Annotated in this window: 16 protein-coding genes; 8 read left to right on the forward strand and 8 right to left on the reverse strand. The window is 66.7% G+C overall.

The annotated features are described in order from the left end of the window. Positions 1-121 precede the first annotated feature (121 nt). Entirely contained in the window at positions 122-664 is a 543-nt protein-coding gene (locus GII31_RS07745) for a DUF1003 domain-containing protein (RefSeq protein ID WP_213248315.1), read from the reverse strand. Continuing rightward, complete coding sequence (locus GII31_RS07750; RefSeq protein WP_246222159.1) at positions 661-2,007, reverse strand: magnesium transporter MgtE N-terminal domain-containing protein; 1,347 nt, start codon at positions 2,005-2,007, stop codon at positions 661-663. The genes GII31_RS07745 and GII31_RS07750 overlap by 4 nt, the downstream gene beginning before the upstream one ends. A gap of 42 nt (positions 2,008-2,049) precedes the next feature. Between GII31_RS07750 and GII31_RS07755 the strand changes: the two genes are divergently transcribed. From GII31_RS07755 to GII31_RS07775, 5 genes are all read left to right on the forward strand, one after another. Then, complete coding sequence (locus GII31_RS07755; RefSeq protein WP_213248317.1) at positions 2,050-2,535, forward strand: general stress protein; 486 nt, start codon at positions 2,050-2,052, stop codon at positions 2,533-2,535. A gap of 144 nt (positions 2,536-2,679) precedes the next feature. Next, the gene (locus GII31_RS07760) at positions 2,680-4,092 is read left to right on the forward strand and encodes an extracellular solute-binding protein (RefSeq protein WP_260840373.1); all 1,413 of its coding nucleotides are present in this window, start codon (positions 2,680-2,682) and stop codon (positions 4,090-4,092) included. Continuing rightward, complete coding sequence (locus GII31_RS07765) at positions 4,089-5,249, forward strand: carbohydrate ABC transporter permease (protein WP_287383768.1); 1,161 nt, start codon at positions 4,089-4,091, stop codon at positions 5,247-5,249. The genes GII31_RS07760 and GII31_RS07765 overlap by 4 nt, the downstream gene beginning before the upstream one ends. A 3-nt stretch (positions 5,250-5,252) precedes the next feature. Further along, a complete protein-coding gene (locus GII31_RS07770; protein ID WP_213248319.1) occupies positions 5,253-6,083 on the forward strand; it encodes a carbohydrate ABC transporter permease in 831 nt (276 codons plus the stop codon). 4 nt (positions 6,084-6,087) lie between these two features. After that, positions 6,088-7,227 carry an ABC transporter ATP-binding protein gene (locus GII31_RS07775; RefSeq protein ID WP_213248320.1) on the forward strand — a complete coding sequence of 380 codons (1,140 nt, stop codon included), beginning with the start codon at positions 6,088-6,090 and terminating at the stop codon, positions 7,225-7,227. Between the two features lie 62 nt (positions 7,228-7,289). On the opposite strand, the gene GII31_RS07780 is transcribed toward GII31_RS07775, so the two are convergent. Both GII31_RS07780 and GII31_RS07785 read right to left on the reverse strand, forming a co-directional pair. Next, positions 7,290-8,147 carry a chromosome partitioning protein ParB gene (locus tag GII31_RS07780; RefSeq protein WP_213248322.1) on the reverse strand — a complete coding sequence of 286 codons (858 nt, stop codon included), beginning with the start codon at positions 8,145-8,147 and terminating at the stop codon, positions 7,290-7,292. After that, entirely contained in the window at positions 8,137-8,823 is a 687-nt protein-coding gene (locus tag GII31_RS07785; protein WP_213248324.1) for a metallophosphoesterase family protein, read from the reverse strand. Before GII31_RS07785 ends, GII31_RS07780 begins: the two co-directional genes overlap by 11 nt. Positions 8,824-8,855: 32 nt before the next feature. Here GII31_RS07785 and GII31_RS07790 point away from each other — a divergent pair, with 32 nt between their 5' ends. Next, positions 8,856-9,431: a suppressor of fused domain protein gene (locus GII31_RS07790; RefSeq protein ID WP_213248326.1), complete on the forward strand. Its 576-nt coding sequence runs from the start codon at positions 8,856-8,858 to the stop codon at positions 9,429-9,431. Positions 9,432-9,515: 84 nt separating this feature from the next. Here GII31_RS07790 and GII31_RS07795 read toward each other — a convergent pair whose 3' ends face one another. Then, positions 9,516-10,583: a magnesium and cobalt transport protein CorA gene (locus GII31_RS07795; RefSeq protein ID WP_213248328.1), complete on the reverse strand. Its 1,068-nt coding sequence runs from the start codon at positions 10,581-10,583 to the stop codon at positions 9,516-9,518. An 85-nt stretch (positions 10,584-10,668) separates the two neighbouring features. On the opposite strand from GII31_RS07795, the gene GII31_RS07800 reads away from it, so the two are divergent. After that, positions 10,669-11,256 (forward strand): type 2 periplasmic-binding domain-containing protein, encoded by a 588-nt coding sequence (locus GII31_RS07800; protein WP_322973060.1) that lies wholly within the window; start codon positions 10,669-10,671, stop codon positions 11,254-11,256. A gap of 6 nt (positions 11,257-11,262) precedes the next feature. Here GII31_RS07800 and GII31_RS07805 read toward each other — a convergent pair whose 3' ends face one another. Together GII31_RS07805 and GII31_RS07810 are read right to left on the reverse strand one after the other, a co-directional pair. Next, positions 11,263-12,090 (reverse strand): SDR family NAD(P)-dependent oxidoreductase, encoded by an 828-nt coding sequence (locus tag GII31_RS07805; protein WP_213248330.1) that lies wholly within the window; start codon positions 12,088-12,090, stop codon positions 11,263-11,265. Positions 12,091-12,350: 260 nt separating this feature from the next. After that, positions 12,351-13,847 carry a flavin-containing monooxygenase gene (locus GII31_RS07810; protein WP_213248332.1) on the reverse strand — a complete coding sequence of 499 codons (1,497 nt, stop codon included), beginning with the start codon at positions 13,845-13,847 and terminating at the stop codon, positions 12,351-12,353. A 289-nt stretch (positions 13,848-14,136) separates the two neighbouring features. On the opposite strand from GII31_RS07810, the gene GII31_RS07815 reads away from it, so the two are divergent. Continuing rightward, entirely contained in the window at positions 14,137-14,715 is a 579-nt protein-coding gene (locus GII31_RS07815) for a TetR/AcrR family transcriptional regulator (protein ID WP_213250017.1), read from the forward strand. Positions 14,716-15,016: 301 nt separating this feature from the next. Here the strand turns inward: GII31_RS07815 and gabT are convergent, their stop codons facing one another. After that, a complete protein-coding gene (gabT, locus tag GII31_RS07820; RefSeq protein ID WP_213248334.1) occupies positions 15,017-16,375 on the reverse strand; it encodes a 4-aminobutyrate--2-oxoglutarate transaminase in 1,359 nt (452 codons plus the stop codon). Positions 16,376-16,448 lie beyond the last annotated feature (73 nt).

A 16,448-nucleotide genomic window follows, 5' to 3' on the forward strand; every position in this document is an offset into this window, starting at 1 on the left:
ATGAGGCGGTCGCACCGCGTGCCACCTGGGATGACACCCGGCCGGTCGCCCGATCGAATGAATTCTGGCGACGATCGCCGGCCAGTGGGAGCGTGGGGACGGTCCGGGGCCGACGGATCGCTCAGTCGACCGTCGGATCGTGATCGTCGGTCTTGGGCTCGTCGAGCGGGTCGGTCTCCTCGGTCCGCTCTCGCAGCCGGTCGGTGAGTTCGTCGATCAGGTCGTCGAGTTCTTTACGTAGGTAGTCGCGGGTGACGGTGTCGCCGACGGCCAGCCGGACGGCGGCTAGTTCGCGCGCCAGGAACTCGGTGTCGGACTTGGTCTGCTCGGCCCGGGTCCGGTCCTCCTCCAGCGACACCCGGTCCCGGTTCTCCTGGCGGTTCTGTGCCAACAGGATCAGCGGCGCCGCATAGGCGGCCTGGGTCGAGAACGCGAGGTTGAGCAGGATGAACGGGTATGGATCCCACCGGATCGATACCGCGATCAGGTTCAGCGCGATCCACACGATCACGACAACCGTCTGAATCGCCAGGTAGCGCCCGGTGCCCAGGAACCGGGCGACCCGCTCGCTGTACACGCCGACGATGTCGGAGTCGAGGTTGAACGTGGGGCGCCAGCGTTCCTGCGGGGTGTCGAGTCTGCGGCCGGGACGTTCGGCGCTCACCGTGCTGCTCCGTCTGCGGTTCCGGTGGTGGTTCCGGTGGTCGGGGTCCGGAAGCCGACGGCCGGGTCGGGTGCGTCGGGGTGCGGGTCGGTTTCCCGCCAGTCGCGGGGCAGCAGTTCGTCGAGGAGGTCATCGACGCTGACCGCGCCGAGCAGGTGGTTCTCGTCGTCGACGACGGGCCCGCAGACCAGGTTGTAGGTCGCGAAGTAGCGCGTGACGGTTTCCAGGGAGTCCTCCGGGCCGAGTGGGCTGAGATCGGCGTCGAGGATACCGCCGATCAGGCTCGCGGGCGGCTCGCGCAGCAGGGCCTGGAAGTGCACGCACCCCAGATACTTCCCGGTCGGCGTCGCGGTCGGTGGCCGCACCACGAACACCAGGCTTGCGGCGGCCGGGTTGAGCTCGGGGTTGCGGATACGGGCCAGTGCCTCGGCGACGGTCGTGGAGGCCGTGACGATCACCGGTTCGCTGGTCATCAGACCGCCCGCGGTGTCCGGGGAGTGGGTCAGCAGCCGACGCACCGGCTCGGACTCCTCCGGGTCCATCCGGGCCAGAAAGGCCTCCGCCTCGGTGGTGGGCAGCTCGCCGAGCAGGTCGGCGGCGTCGTCGGGGTCCATCGCCTCCAGCACGTCGACGGCGCGGTCGATGCCGACGTGGTCGAGGATGGCGGTCTGATCGTCGGGGGGCAACTCCTGCAGCACGTCGGCCAGGCGTCCGTCGTCGAGGGCGGCGGCGATGCGGTCGCGCCGGCGGGGCGGCAGGTCACGCAGCGCGTTGGCCACGTCGGCGGGCCGCATGCCCTCGAACTGGGACAGCTCCTGGGCCAGGTTCTGTCCGGGAAGCTGGAGTGCGTGCTGGGTCAAGCCCACCACATTTCCCCATTCCACCACGTGAATGTCGCCGCGGCGCAAACCTTTCCGGTCGGTCCGGACGGCCACCCGGGAGATCACCCAGTCGCGGGTGCGGGTGCGTTCGATCGCCAGGTCGATCACCGTCAGATCCTGGTCGGCCAGGCCCGCGAGTTCGGGATCGTGCACGCGCACGCGGGTGTCGACGATCTGTCCCATGGCCAGGGCCTCGCCGGGACGCAGTTGCATCTGCCGCAGGTTCACCGATCCGGTGGCCAGGGTGACCGCTTGCGGTTCGATGGCGGTGACTCGCAGCATGGGTACGAAAATTCTTCGCCTGGTGGGCAATTCGACCGCCAGGCCGAGTGCCCGGGGGCGCTGTCCGGACAGCCGCAGGGCCACCACGACATCGCGTATACGGCCTATCGACTCGCCGTCGGGGCCGAGGACCGCGAGCCCGACTAATCTGGCGATGTAGACCTTGCTCACCGATGCCATGCGCTAAGGGTAAAGGCCGCTGACAACAGGAGTGGAGACGACATGTCCAACCCGATCCAACCGCCCAAGCCCGGCGCCGCGCTGCCGACACCGCCCAAGGGCTGGCCCATCGGTTCCTACGGCACCTATGCGGAGGCCCAGCGGGCGGTCGACTATCTGTCCGACCAGGAGTTCGCGGTCCAGGACGTGACCATCGTCGGTGTGGACCTGATGCAGGTGGAAAAGGTGATCGGCCGCCTCACCTGGGGCAAGGTGATCGGTGGCGGGATCGTTTCGGGGGCCTGGCTGGGTCTGTTCTTCGGTCTGCTCGTCTCGATCGTGGTGGACAACCCGTTGGTGCCCATCGTCTTCGGCCTCGTCGGCGGCGTGATCTTCGGGGTGATCTCCACGACGATCCCGTACGCGGCGACCAAGGGGCAGCGCGATTTCGCCTCGACGATGCAGTTGGTGGCCGGCCGCTACGACGTGCTGTGCGATCCGCGCAGCGCCGAGAAGGCACGGGATATGCTGGCCCGACTGACGATCTGAGGTCGTGCCCGTCGGTCGTCGGCGGGACCGGTGTTCTATCCGCCGGAGTTGTCCGTTCGCTGGCACGGCCGCGCCAAACGTGCCGTGCATCACAGTTTCCTCTGTTACGTTGATGAATCGGAACATTCGGCGTGAGGAGCTCATGTGACCATCCGACGCAAAGCGGTCGCGGTCGCAGCAGCCGCGGCTGTGGGAATGCCGCTGGCGGCCTGCGGTTCGGGACACACGGCCGGCACGATCAACTTCTACACCAACGCGGACTCGGCCGAGATCGCGCGCACCGCCAGTGCCGCCTGTAACAAGGACGCTGCGGGAAAGTACACGGTCAAGGTCCACGTCCTGCCCAAGGCCGCCGACGATCAGCGGCTGCAGTTGGCCCGGCGGCTGGCCGGCAACGACAGCGGTGTCGACCTGATGGGTCTGGACGTGGTGTGGACCGCGGAGTTCGCGAACGCCGGCTGGGTCGAACCGGTGCCCGACGAATTGTCGGCCAAGGTGCAGCAGACCACGCTGGTCGGCCCGCTCGCCAGCGCGATGTGGAAAACCGACGACGATCTCGAGAAGCGGCTGTACGCGGTCCCGGCCTGGAGCAACACCCAGCTGCTCTGGTATCGGCCCGATGTGATGCAAAAATATCTGGGCACCACCGTGGCACCCACCACCTGGGACAAGATGCTCGCCGACACCGAGAAGATCCGGGAGGCGGGCGGACCGAGCTGGATCATGGCGCAGGGTGCGCAGTATGAGGGCCTGATGGTCTGGTTCAACTCGGTGCTCGTCAGTGCCGGCGGTTCGGTCGTCGACCCCGACGACGCGTCCAGGCAGACCCTCAACGACACACCCGAGCATCGGGCGGCCACGCTCAAGACCCTGCAGATTCTCAAATCGGTGGCGACCGCCCCCGGCCACGATCCCTCGATCACCAACTCCGACGAGACCGCGGCCAGACTCGGCATGGAAAGCGGCAAGGCAGCCTTCGCGATCAACTGGCCGTTCGTGTTCGCCTCGATGCGTTCGAACGCGGCGGCCGGCGATGTGCCGTTCTTCAAGGAGATGACCGCGTTCGCCGACCTGGTGAGCGGATCACCATCCGACAGTGAGCTGAGAGAGGTCAACGACCTGGTGCGCACCAGGTTCAACTTCGCGCCGTATCCCGGTGTCGCCGAAGGTGTGCCGGCCAAGAGCACCATCGGCGGGGTCAACATCGGGGTGGCGAGCACCTCCGAACAGGCGGGTCTGGCGTTCGAGGCGGCAGAATGCCTCACAACCCCGGCCTCGCAGAAGATCTATGCCATCAACGGCGGCAACCCGCCGGTACTCAAGTCACTGTACGACGACCAGGATTTTCGGGCCGCGTACCCGATGGGCGACATCATCGGTGAGCAGCTGTCGGCGGGGCGTGCCGCAACCCGACCGGCATCTCCTGTGTACCAATCGATTTCCACGCTGGTTACCGCGACGTTGTCGCCGGTGGGCGGTTGGGACCCCGAATCGATGGTCGACAAACTGGCCGATCAGGTGCAGAAGGCGATCGACGGGAAAGGTCTGATCCCATGATGACGGACGGAAACGGCGCGGGCCGTCACTCCCTCGGCGGCGACGAACCGCCGCAGGGCTGGACCCATCCCGAGGTACCCAGGCGCACCGCCTCGGGCGCGGCCGGCAAGTGGATACCGCCCGAGCAGATGCCCGGCGCCGCGCGCGGTCGGCCCGAGACGGCCGGTGCCGGGCCCGATCGTACGTCGGCTCCGGTCGCCGCGCCCACCGCGGCGGCCGCCGTCGCGACGGTCACCCGGCCCGAGTCCATGGCCGACGGGGGCAAGGGGCGTAAGGTCAGCGACGGCAAGTCGGCCGAGCGCCGGCTCGCGTTCTGGCTCGTCGCCCCGTCGGCACTGCTGATGGCGCTGGTCACCGGGTATCCGATCATCTACGCGTTCTGGTTGTCGCTGAACAAGGAAAGCCTGTCGGCGCCGGGTGAGCGCAGCTTCGTCTGGTTCAGCAACTACTCCACCGTGCTCTCGGACGGGTACTGGTGGACGGCGTTCGGTGTGACGATGTTCATCACGGTCGTCTCGGTGGTCATCGAGCTGGTGCTCGGTATGGCCATAGCGCTGGTGATGCACCGCACCATCTTCGGCAAGGGCGTGATCCGCACCGTGGTGCTCATCCCGTACGGGATCGTCACCGTGGCCGCGGCATTCTCCTGGTACTATGCGTGGACCCCGGGCACCGGCTATCTGGCCAACCTGTTGCCCGACGGCAGCGCACCGCTCACCCAGCAGTGGCCGTCGTTGTTCATCATCATCCTCGCCGAGGTGTGGAAGACCACCCCGTTCATGGCGCTGCTGTTGTTGGCCGGATTGGCGCTGGTTCCCGACGACCTGCTCAAGGCGGCTCAGGTCGACGGCGCCGGTGCGTGGACGAGGTTGGTGCGCATCATCATCCCGTTGATGAAGCCGGCCATCCTCACCGCCCTGCTGTTCCGCACCCTCGACGCGTTCCGGGTGTTCGACAACATCTACGTGCTCACCAAAGGCTCCAACAACACCTATTCGGTGTCGATGCTGGGCTACGACAACCTGTTCAAGGCATTCAATCTCGGTGTGGGATCGGCGATCAGCATCCTGATCTTCCTATGCGTCGCGATCATCGCATTCGTGTTCGTCAAGGGCTTCGGCACGGCGGCACCCGGCTCTGACAACGAGGGGCGGTAGGGCATGAACAACACCGGATCGAAGAAGGCGTGGTGGAGCGTCGCCAACCTGCTGGTGGTGCTCTACGCGATTATCCCGCTGCTGTGGATCGTATCGTTGTCGTTCAAACCGCCGGGCACCGTCAAGGACGGCAGTTTCATACCCAAGGAATGGACTTTCGACAACTACAAGGACATCTTCGACGCGGGTGACTTCACCGCGGCGCTGCGCAACTCGATCGGCATCGGCCTGATCACCACGTTCATCGCGGTGCTGCTGGGCACAATGGCCGCCTACGCGGTGGCCCGGCTCGACTTTCCGGGCAAGAAGCTGCTCATCGGTGCGGCGCTGCTGATCGCGATGTTCCCGCAGGTGTCCCTGGTGACGCCGATGTTCAACATCGAGCGCGCGATCGGATTGTTCGACACCTGGCCGGGCCTGATCCTGCCGTACATCACGTTCGCGCTGCCGCTGGCGATCTACACCCTGTCCTCGTTCTTCCGGGAGATCCCGTGGGAGCTGGAGAAGGCGGCAAAGATGGACGGCGCCACCCCGTTTCAGGCGTTCACCAAGGTGATCGCGCCGCTGGCGGCGCCGGGTGTGGTCACCGCGGCGATCCTGGTGTTCATCTTCGCCTGGAACGATCTGCTGCTGGCCCTGTCGCTGACCTCGACCAACCGGGCCATCACGGCGCCGGTGGCCATCGCCAACTTCACCGGCTCCTCCCAGTTCGAGGAACCGACGGGATCGATCGCGGCCGCGGCCGTCGTCATCACCATCCCGATCATCATCTTCGTGCTCTTCTTCCAACGTCGTATCGTCGCCGGACTCACCTCCGGCGCGGTGAAGGGATAACTCCATGGCCGACATCGTTCTCGACAGAGTGTCCAAGAAGTACCCGGACGGCTCGACGGCCGTGCATGAGGTGAGCATCGACATCGCCGACGGCGAGTTCATCATTCTCGTCGGTCCGTCGGGCTGTGGTAAGTCCACCACACTCAACATGATCGCCGGGCTGGAGGACATCACCTCGGGTGAGCTGCGCATCGGTGGTGAGCGCGTCAACGAACGCGCACCCAAGGACCGCGACATCGCCATGGTGTTCCAGAGTTACGCTTTGTATCCGCACATGTCGGTGCGCGAGAACATCGCGTTCCCGCTCACCCTGGCCAAACTCGACAAGGCAACCATCACGCAGAAGGTGGAGGAGGCCGCGCGGATTCTCGATCTGACGTCGTATCTGGATCGCAAACCCGCCAACCTGTCCGGTGGTCAGCGTCAGCGGGTGGCGATGGGCCGGGCGATCGTGCGCTCGCCCAAGGCGTTCTTGATGGACGAGCCGCTGTCCAATCTCGATGCCAAGCTGCGTGTGCAGATGCGCACCGAGATCTCGCAGCTGCAACGCAGACTGGGTACCACGACCGTCTATGTGACCCACGATCAGACCGAGGCGATGACCCTGGGCGACCGGGTGGTGGTGCTGCGCGGCGGCTATGTGCAGCAGATCGGATCGCCACAGGAATTGTACAACAATCCGGTCAACCTGTTCGTGGCCGGCTTCATCGGTTCGCCCGCGATGAACTTCATTCCGGGCACACTCGCGGGCGAGGCCATCGACACCTCGGTGGGCCGCATCACGCTGCCCGATCACAGCCGGATCGTCGCCAACGCCAAGGGTGGCGGGGAGGTGTTGATCGGCATCCGGCCGGAGAATCTGGAGGACGCGGCGCTCATCGACCCGCAGACCAGGGAGGCCGGAGGCACTTTCACCGCCGACATCGGAGTGCTGGAGTCGATGGGGTCGGACAAGTACGCCTACTTCGATCTCGATCACGGCGGCTCCGTCCACGCCGATGCCGCGTCGGTGGGTGCCGGACAGTTCGTGGCCCGGCTCTCACCCGAATCGCAGGCCACCCGCGGATCGCGTACCGAACTGTTCTTCGACACCCGCAAGGTGGCGGTGTTCGACCAGTCATCGGGAGCCAACCTTCGCCTGTAGCCGAACCCGTGCGGCCGATTGTCTTCTGCGGCAACGACACCGCAGCACCCGCCGCCGGCATGTCACCGCCGGTGGCGGCGTGCGGCATCGGACAACTGCTCGAACACCGCCTTGTCCCAGATGTGTTTGCGGAACAGTCGGTACCGTTCACCGGCCAGCCATAGGTACAGTTCGGCGTCGCCGGTGAGATCGGCGCGGATGTCGGCACGGCGCGCCATCCGCACCACCGGCAGAAATTCCTCGCCGAACCAGCGCCGCGCCATCTCGGGCCGCGACAGGAACTCGCCGACCTCCTGCGAGAGCCGAAACCCCCACGCCTCCACCGCTTCCGCGAGTTGCGCGTAGCCCCACGGGTCGGTCAGGCGCACCGCGTCGGCCTGCGCCTGGGACAGCGGCACTCGGGTCAGGAAGAGCCGTCGATGGTCCTTGAGCAGCAGATCCGACGACACGTTGATGCCATCGGGGGCGATGCGGGTGTGGATCTCGGTGACGTAGGCGTCGATGATCGGTTGGCGCCGGGCGATCGCGATGGACACCCGATGGTGGCCGTCGATGACGAAATGCATGGTGCCGATCCGGTACAGCTCGACCGGCGGCATCGACTCACCGCGCCGTTGCGCCGTCGCCAGCCGTTCCCAGCGCGCCCGCACATGTGACGACGTCGGCCGGAAGTATCGGTCGAAATCCTTTGTGCGATCTACACTTCCGATGATGGTGCGGACCTCGACCTGCCGCAGACCGAGGCGCACCTCGCCGGTGCGGCCGAGTGCGGCGACCACCTCGTCGAATGGCAGGATCTCGTTGACGTCGGCGGGCTGGCGGCGCATCCACTGCACCAGGCGTGACAGTTCGGCCTGTCGGCGCAGCCGGCTGAAGTCGTTCTCGGCGTCGGCGGCCGGAAATCCGGTGTCACGCGCCATGACGTCTCCGTCCCACCGCGACGGCACCGATCGTGGGGTCGATCGTGAACTGGCAGTAGCCCACCACATTCATCGACGTGGTGCGGGCGCCGATCCGGTGGTCGTCGGGGTGGAGGCCGAACGGATGAATGTGCCCGTGCACCAGCAACACCGGATCGAGCCCGCCCACCAGCCGGTGATAGCAGCGGAAACCCCGGTGCGGCGGGTCGTCGCCGTCACCCACGCCGCGGGCCGGGCTATGGGTGAGCAGGATGTCGATGTCGCGGCGACGCAGGCACGAGTGGGCGCGCAGTCGGGCCGCGCGTCGTCGCTGGGTGCGCTCGGTGTACTGATTCGGTCCGCCGTTGTAGCGGCGGCAGCCGCCGAGACCGGCGATGGTCAGTCCCGCCACACGCACGGTGCGGCCGTCGGCGTTGATGGCCCCCGCCGGGCCGGGGTCCGGTGTGGGCAGGCCGCCGCGGGTCCACCCGGTCCGGCCGCGCCGGTAGCCGTGCAGGTCGGGGTCGTGGTTGCCGGGCACGAACACACACGGGGCGTCGCAGAGCGTCGACAGGATCTCCAGATACTCGAACGGCAGGTCGCCGGCGCCGAGGATGAGGTCGGGTTTGCCCTCGATACCCACCCCGTAGGTGAGGGAATCGACCACCTCGTCGGCCACCGCCAGCACGCGTACCACCAGTTCAGCGTAGTGGCCGATACGGTGGACGGGTGAGCACTTCAGTGAGTGGCGCCGTGACCGCCTTTCTGACCGACCGGCTGGGGGTGCGGCCGCAGAAGGCGTCGGTGACCTTTCTGGGCGTCGAACCGATCGACGTGCTGCGATTTCAGACCGATTCTGGGCTGGTCTACGCCACCTGTGGGTGCGCCCGGCACCCGATGAGCGATCCGGCCGACTTCAATCCGGACCCGGTGCGCGGTCCGCGCGCGGAGATCGTGGTGCGGATGCACGCCGGGCACGCCCTGCCCGGGCTGCACAAACGGCTCGCGACGATCGCCGCGGCGCCTGCGGTGGAGGGGCTGATCCTGGCCGCCGACGCGTTGATCGATCTGGGTGAACCGTTGTGGGACGGGTCGGCGTGCACCGCGCTGATCCTGGAGCCCGATGCGCTCGGTGAGGTGGGCCTGCCCGAGCCGATGGACCCGGTGGCATTGCTGCGCGCCATCCCGATCACCGCCAACGAGGCGGCATGGGTGCGGCTCAAAGGGGTCGATGCGCTGCGCGAGGCGTGGACCGAGGCCGGGATCGATGTGGCGTCGGTGACGCGTTCGGCGGCCACCCTGTAGTTCGCCGTCGCCGGTAGGGGTGCGAAGGGCCGCCGGGCGATGAGCCCTGGAACCAGGCGAGGCGACAATGCGCCTGTTGTGCGCCTATAGCCAGCGGTGGTGACGGAACACCGCGAACAGCCCCACACAGATCACGGTCAGGACGACCAGCAGCGTGACGAACGCCCATGTGTGACCGGTGCCGGGCATGTGTTCGAAGTTCATCCCGAAGATGCCCGCGATCATCGTGGGCACCGCGCCGATCGCGACCCATGCCGAGATCTTGCGCATGTCGGTGTTCTGCTGGATGCCGATCTTCGCGGTGGCGGCGTCGAGCAGTGACGACAGGACCAGGTCGTATTCGGCGATCTGCTCGATCACCATCGCGAGGTGGTCGGCGACATCGCCGAGGTAGCGCCGGATCTCGGTGGGCACGCCCGGCCGGTCGGGCACGGTGAGGGTGGCCAGCGGCATCGACAGCGGCGACACCGCCCGGCGTAGTTCGAGGACTTCTCGTTTGAGCATGTAGACCGGTTCGATCCGGACCCGGCGCGCCGACGGCTCGAACACCGCGTTCTCGATGGCCTCGACGTCGGTGTCCATCTTTTCGGCGACCGCCAGATAGGAGTCGACGACGCGGTCGGCGATGGCGTGCAGCACCGCCATCGGTCCGAGCCGGAGCAGCTCGGGGCGCTTCTCGAGGCGGCGCCGGACTCCGGACAGGTGGGTGTGGTCGCCGTGGCGAACGGTGACCACGAAGTCGGGGCCGGTGAAGATCATGATCTCGCCGGTCTCCACCACCTCGCTGGCGTGGTCGATCGATTCGTGTTCGACGTACTTGACGGTGCGCAGGACCAGGAACCGGACGTCGTCGTAGACCTCCAGTTTGGGCCGCTGGTGGGCGTGTATGGCATCTTCGATGACCAGTTCGTGCAGGCCGAACAGTTCGCCCACGTTCTGCATCTGGGTGGCGTCGGGTTCGTGCAGTCCCAGCCAGACGAAGCCGGTGCCCGTTTCCCGGACCTGATGGAGAGCGTCGGTGTACGAGATGTATCCGGGTGTGCGTGTGCCGTCGACGTACACCGCGCAGTCGACGACGGCCCGCGCCACCGGTACGGGGATCGGAGGCAGCGGTAGTCGCGAGCGGGACAGGCCCGCTCGCAGATGTGGCATCGAGGGCACGGTGACGATCGTAGTGGCCGATGCGTCCGGGCGCTCCCGACTCGCTGACAGCGGGCGAGACGATACGGTGGGTCCGGTGAGCAGGAGAGTGTGGACGGTGTTGTGTCTGATCGTCGTGGTGGCGTCGATGGTGACGGCCTGCGACGATCCCGGCCGGGCGCCGCACCACCGGCTGGTGGTGGGGGCCACGGACACCCCGATGATGCGGGTGGTGGCGAACATCTACACGGGGGCGTTGCGTCGGGGCGGCGCCGATGTATCGGAGACGGTGACGATCGGTGACGACGCGCGGTTGCTGGAGAAGATGTCGGCCGCCGAGGTGGATCTGTTCGGCGCGTTCACCGGAACGCTGCTCACCTCACTCGCACCGCAGGCCACCTCGATGACCGCCGAGGACGTTTTCGTCGAATTGAACCATTCGCTGCCACAAGGGGTGTCGGTGGGTGATCCGACGCTGGTGGTAACCGGTGAGCCGGCGCCGCGAGCGCAGGTCCTGGTACCGGTGTATCGGTCGGCGGCACTCTCGCGCAAGGACATGAAGACCGTCAACAAGGTGGCGGGCGAGTTGACCACCGCCGACCTGGAGGCGCTGGCCGACCGGGCCGCACAGGGCGGTGAGCCAGGAGACCTCGCGGCCGCGTGGCTCACCGAACACGGTCTGTGACCGCCGCTACACCTTGCTGAGTGCAAGTGCGGTGATCCGTGCGGACACACCCTGATACTTCGAAGCGACCACCCGCACCCACAGATCGAGCACCTTGGCGTCGGCACCGATGAGCACGCGCGCCTTGCCCTTGCGGACGCCGTCGAGGATCACCTCGGCCGCCTTGGTCGGCGAGGTGCGGGCCAGGTGCTTGTCGAAGAATTCGGCCGTGGCCTTCTGGTCGTGATCTCCGGAGGTGGTGGAGTTGCGGGCGATGGCGGTCTTGATGCCGCCGGGGTGCACGCATGTCACCTTCACCGGATGCTTGGCGACGATCATCTCCTGGTTCAGCGCCTCGGTGAATCCGCGCACCGCGAACTTGGCCGCGTTGTAGGCGGCCTGCCCCGGCTCGGACAGCAGGCCGAACAACGACGAGACGTTGACGATGGCGCCGTCGCCGGATGCGATCACATGGGGAAGGAAAGCCTTGGTGCCGTTGACGACTCCCCAGAAGTCGACGTCGACGACGCGCTCGATGTCCTTGAACTCGGTGTGCTCGACCTCGCCGTGGTGGGCGATGCCGGCATTGTTGAATACCGCGTTGACGCTGCCGAAGTGGGCGGCGACGGTATCGGCGTAGTCCAGAACCGATTGCCGTTCGGCCACATTCAGTGTTTGGGTGTGCACCTCGGCACCGGCCTCGCGGACCAGGCGCTCGGTGGTGGCCAGACCCGCGGCATCGACATCGGAGATGGCGACCTTGGCGCCCTTGTGGGCGAGTGTGACGGCCAGTTCGCGGCCGATGCCCGAACCCGCGCCGGTGACCACGACTACCTTGTCACGGAAGTTCTTCATGATGTGCTCCTGAAATTGTGTATCTGGTCAGAGCCGCGCTGAGCCCCTGGACGATCTGTCGGATGAGCCTTCAAACCCGATGGCCTCCAGCTGGTTGAGGTGTGATGAGCCTCGAAACCTGGTGGCCTCCAGCTGGTTGAGGTGTGATGAGCCTCGAAACCTGGTGGCCTCCAGCTGGTTGAGCTTTGAAGAGCCGCTAGGCGATGAGCCTCGAAACCCGGCGAGCCGACACACCCCAACCATCGAAGGACCGGCCGCCGTCACGCCGGAACGGCCGCCTTGCGACGTTCGACATCGTAGGCGGCGATGTCGAATTCCTTGGTGATGCGCCGGAAGTTGAAGGTGAATCCCGGCCACAGGGTGGTGATGTTGCCCTTGTTGTCCTTGTACCAGGAGGCGCAGCCACCGTTGACCCACACGCTGTTGCGCAGGTTGTGCTGGATGCCCTCGTTGTACTCGGTCTGGGCGTCGGCTTTCACATCGACGCGGCTGATGCCCTGCTCGCGTACCTGTTTGAGGAAGCTGACGAGGTAGTTCAGCTGCGATTCGATCATGTACACCATCGAGGTGTGGCCCAGGCCCGTCGACGGCCCGATCATCAGCGCCAGGTTGGGGAAGCCGTGGATGAAGGTGCCCTTGTAGCCCTGCATGCCGATCTCGGCCCACACGTCGGCCAGGCTGCGGCCGTCGGCACCGACGATGGCGTCGAACACGGGCGAGTCGGTGACGTGGAAGCCGGTGGCGACCACGATCACGTCCACCTCACGTTCGGTGCCGTCGCTGCTGACCACTCCGCTGCCGGTGATCTTGCTGATCCCGTCGGTGACCAGGTCGACGTTGGTCCGGGCCAGTGCGGGGTACCAGTCGTTGGAGCGCAGGATTCGTTTGCAGCCGATCGCGAACGTCGGGGTCACCTTGGCCTTCAGTTCGGGGTCCTTGATGGCTTTGGAGATGTTGGTGCGGCACACCAGTTCCACCGGCTTGAGGGCTTTGGGGGAGTAGGTGAGGCCGAACGCGGTGATCTCGTTGAGGCCGTATACGGTGGCACGCATCAGCTTCTGGACGCCCGGCACGTGCTTGAACGCCCAGTTCTCGACCGGGTGGTAGGCGCGTTCGGTGCGCGGCACGATCCAGGGCGCGGTGCGCTGGTACACGTCGAGGCGGGCGGCGATCGTGGCCAGTTGGGGTACGAGCTGGATGGCGGAGGCGCCGGTGCCGATGACCGCGACCCGCTTGCCGGTGAAGTCGTAGTCGTTGTCCCAGCGGGCCGAGTGCACGATCTTGCCGCCGAAGCTGTCGATGCCGTCGATGTCGGGCAGGTTGGGCTCGCAGAGGGGGCCGACGCCGCCGACGACGAACTGGGCGCGGATCTGTTCGTTCTTGCCGTCGCGGGTCACATCGATGAGCCAACGGCTCTGGTCCTCGTCCCACTGCGCGCGGGTGACCTCCGAGCTCCAGCGGGTCTTGGCGCCGATGCCATGCTTGTCGGCGACGTCGTTGATGTACCGGTGGATCTCGGGCTGGTGGCCGTAGGAGCGGGTCCAGTTGGGATTGAGCTCGAAGGAGTAGGAGTACAGCTGTGAGGGCACGTCGCAGGCCGCACCGGGGTAGGTGTTGTCGCGCCAGGTGCCGCCGAAGTTCTGTCCGCGGTCGAGGAGGACGAAGTCGTCGAAGCCATTCTGTTTCAGTTTGATGGCTGCGCCGAGTCCGGAAAAGCCTGCGCCGATGATGGCGACCTGAACATCGTTCGTTGTCATGTGGCCCACACTAGGGCGCTATTGACCTTCCGTCAATACCTTATTGAGTATTGGTCAGTAACGGGCTACGGTGGTGAGGTCGCCGACGTCAATTGAGTACGCTTCACCAGGGAAGGCGAAGTGCCGAAAGGCCTCCGTTCCGGTGACATGCGCGCCGTGTGGACCGGTGACATGGTCGGCCCTCCGGGCCGGTCGTGGCCGGGGACGAGGGTGATGTGGAGGAAGAGAGTTCGTGACCAGCACAGCCGACAGGCCGGCCGCATCGTCGGCCAAGCCGCGCCGCACCCGGATGAGCCCGAAGGCCCGGCGTGAGCAGCTCATCGAACTCGGCCTGACCATGACGCGCGAGTGTCCGATCGAAGAGGTGTCCATCGACGCGATCGCCGACGCCGCCGGTGTCTCGCGGGCCCTGCTGTTCCACTACTTCGACTCCAAACAGGACTTCGTGGTAGCCCTCGCCCAGGCACAGGCCGACCAGATGCTCGCCTGCACCGAACCCGACCCCACCCTCGACGACCCGATCGAGATGCTGGAGAAGGCGATGGGTGCGTTCATCGACTACGTCAGCGACAACCGCATCGCCTACATGGCCGTGATCCGCGGTGCGTCCAGCTCCGACCCGGCGATGCGCGCCGTGTTCGACTCCACCCGCGCGGCCATGGCCGAACGAATCTTCACCCACGTCCCCGCCCTCGGCGTCGAGGTCACCCCCATTGTCCGCCTCGCCGTCCACGGCTGGATCGCGTTCGTCGAGGAAACCGCGATCAACTGGTTCACCACCCAGGACATCACCCGTGACGAATTGGTCGCCCTGGTCACCGCAGCCCTGCCCGCTCTCGCCGCCGGTGCCGCCCTCACCGCCACCTGACCGACCGGGCTCCGCCTGAGGTTGCTGTTGAACCCGCAAACCGGGACCACCAGCAACCTCAAGCGAGGGTTGGCTATGGGGAGACCTGCTCGCCGGTCGCAGGCTCAACTTGAATCACCCCGGCGAACCCGGGGTACATCAAAGTCTCCGGACTTTCCGGGGCGGTTCAGTGTGGATCGGCGTCAACACCAACGGGTCCGATTCGCACCTCGTCGCCAGGCTCGACGGCAAGATCAAAGGTGTCCACCGCTGTTCGTTCGGCTGTTGACCCACCGGGTCCGCCATCGCCCGCCCGCAGCGTTCAGAGGGTGGCGAAGGCGCCGGCGAGCACACCGAGGGCGTCGCGAAGCAACTCGTCCGAGATGGACAGCGGGGGCAGGAAACGCAGGACGTTGCCGAAGGTGCCCGCGGTCAGGACGAGCACGCCATTGTCCTGGCAGTGGCGGGCGATGCGGGCCGGTGCGTCACGATGGGGTTCGGTGGTGCCGGGCAGGACCAGTTCGGCGGCGATCATCGCGCCCCGCCCGCGTATCTGACCGATCACGTCGGTGCCCGCGGTGATCTCGCGTAGCTCACGCGTCAGGAGGTCGCCGATGTCGCGGGCCCGTTCGAGCAGGTTGTTCGAGGTGATCTCGTCGAAGACGCCCAGCGCGGCGGCACAGGCCACCGGGTTGCCACTGTAGGTGCCGCCGATCCCGCCGGGATGCGCGGCGTCCATGACATCGGCACGGCCGGTGACCGCGGCCAGCGGCAGCCCACCGGCCAGGCCTTTCGCGGTGACCACCAGGTCGGGAACGATGCCCTCGTGTTCGGACGCGAACCACCTGCCGGTGCGGGCGATACCGGCCTGTACCTCGTCGGCCACCAGCAGGATGCCCCGATCACGGCACAACTGTTCGACGCCGCGCAGGAAACCGTCGGCGGGCACGATGAATCCGCCCTCGCCCTGGATCGGTTCGACCACCACACACGCGATGGCGTCGGCGCCGAGCTGCACGTCGATGAGATCGGCGAGTCGGCCGAGCGCCTCTGCCGCGCAGTTGTCGGGGCCCGACGGCCAGCGGTACGGGTAGGCCATCGGCGCCCGGTACACCTCGGGCGCGAACGGGCCGAAACCATGCTTGTACGGCCGGTCCTTGGCGGTCATCGTCATCGTGAGCAGTGACCGGCCGTGGAAGGCGTGGTCGAACACGATCACGGCGGGGCGACAGGTGGCGGCGCGCGCGTACTTGACCGCGTTCTCGACGGCCTCACTGCCGGTGTTGAACAGGGCGGTCCGCTTCTCGTGATCACCGGGGGTGAGTCGGTTGAGGGTTTCGGCGACCTCGATGTACAGCTCATACGGGGTGGCCAGGAAACAGGTGTGCGTGAACGCCTCGAGTTGATCGGCTGCCCGGGCGACGACGTGGGGAGCGGAGTTGCCGACCGTGGTGACCGCGATGCCGCTGCCGAGGTCGATCATGCAGTTGCCGTCGACATCGACGATCACTCCGCCACCCGCCGCGGCCGCGTAGATGCCCGCGCTGCTCGTGAGCCCTGCGGGCAGGGCGGCGGCCCTGCGGGCGGCAAGTTCCCGCGAGCGCGGTCCCGGAATCTCGGTGACCAGCCGTCGCCGCTGCGGCGCCGCGAACCCCTCGGCAGGGAAACCGGATGCTGACATGGCGACCGCCCTTCATCGACGCCGGTGCTCTCGAGAGTACGAACTCACCGGTCATGGCGCCCACGATTGCGCC

The organism is Gordonia pseudamarae, from assembly GCF_025273675.1.
Lineage (GTDB): Bacteria > Actinomycetota > Actinomycetes > Mycobacteriales > Mycobacteriaceae > Gordonia > Gordonia pseudamarae.

Bases quoted from the DNA above. Each gene is read 5' to 3' on its own strand.
- GII31_RS07770 (WP_213248319.1), top strand. From the start codon at position 5,253: ATGAACAACACCGGATCGAAGAAGGCGTGGTGGAGCGTCGCCAACCTG.
- GII31_RS07810 (WP_213248332.1), bottom strand. From the start codon at position 13,847: ATGACAACGAACGATGTTCAGGTCGCCATCATCGGCGCAGGCTTTTCC.
- GII31_RS07815 (WP_213250017.1), top strand. From the start codon at position 14,137: ATGAGCCCGAAGGCCCGGCGTGAGCAGCTCATCGAACTCGGCCTGACC.
- GII31_RS07795 (WP_213248328.1), bottom strand. From the start codon at position 10,583: ATGCCACATCTGCGAGCGGGCCTGTCCCGCTCGCGACTACCGCTGCCT.
- GII31_RS07750 (WP_246222159.1), bottom strand. From the start codon at position 2,007: ATGGCATCGGTGAGCAAGGTCTACATCGCCAGATTAGTCGGGCTCGCG.
- GII31_RS07765 (WP_287383768.1), top strand. From the start codon at position 4,089: ATGATGACGGACGGAAACGGCGCGGGCCGTCACTCCCTCGGCGGCGAC.
- GII31_RS07755 (WP_213248317.1), top strand. From the start codon at position 2,050: ATGTCCAACCCGATCCAACCGCCCAAGCCCGGCGCCGCGCTGCCGACA.
- GII31_RS07805 (WP_213248330.1), bottom strand. From the start codon at position 12,090: ATGAAGAACTTCCGTGACAAGGTAGTCGTGGTCACCGGCGCGGGTTCG.
- GII31_RS07775 (WP_213248320.1), top strand. From the start codon at position 6,088: ATGGCCGACATCGTTCTCGACAGAGTGTCCAAGAAGTACCCGGACGGC.
- GII31_RS07780 (WP_213248322.1), bottom strand. From the start codon at position 8,147: ATGGCGCGTGACACCGGATTTCCGGCCGCCGACGCCGAGAACGACTTC.
- gabT (WP_213248334.1), bottom strand. From the start codon at position 16,375: ATGTCAGCATCCGGTTTCCCTGCCGAGGGGTTCGCGGCGCCGCAGCGG.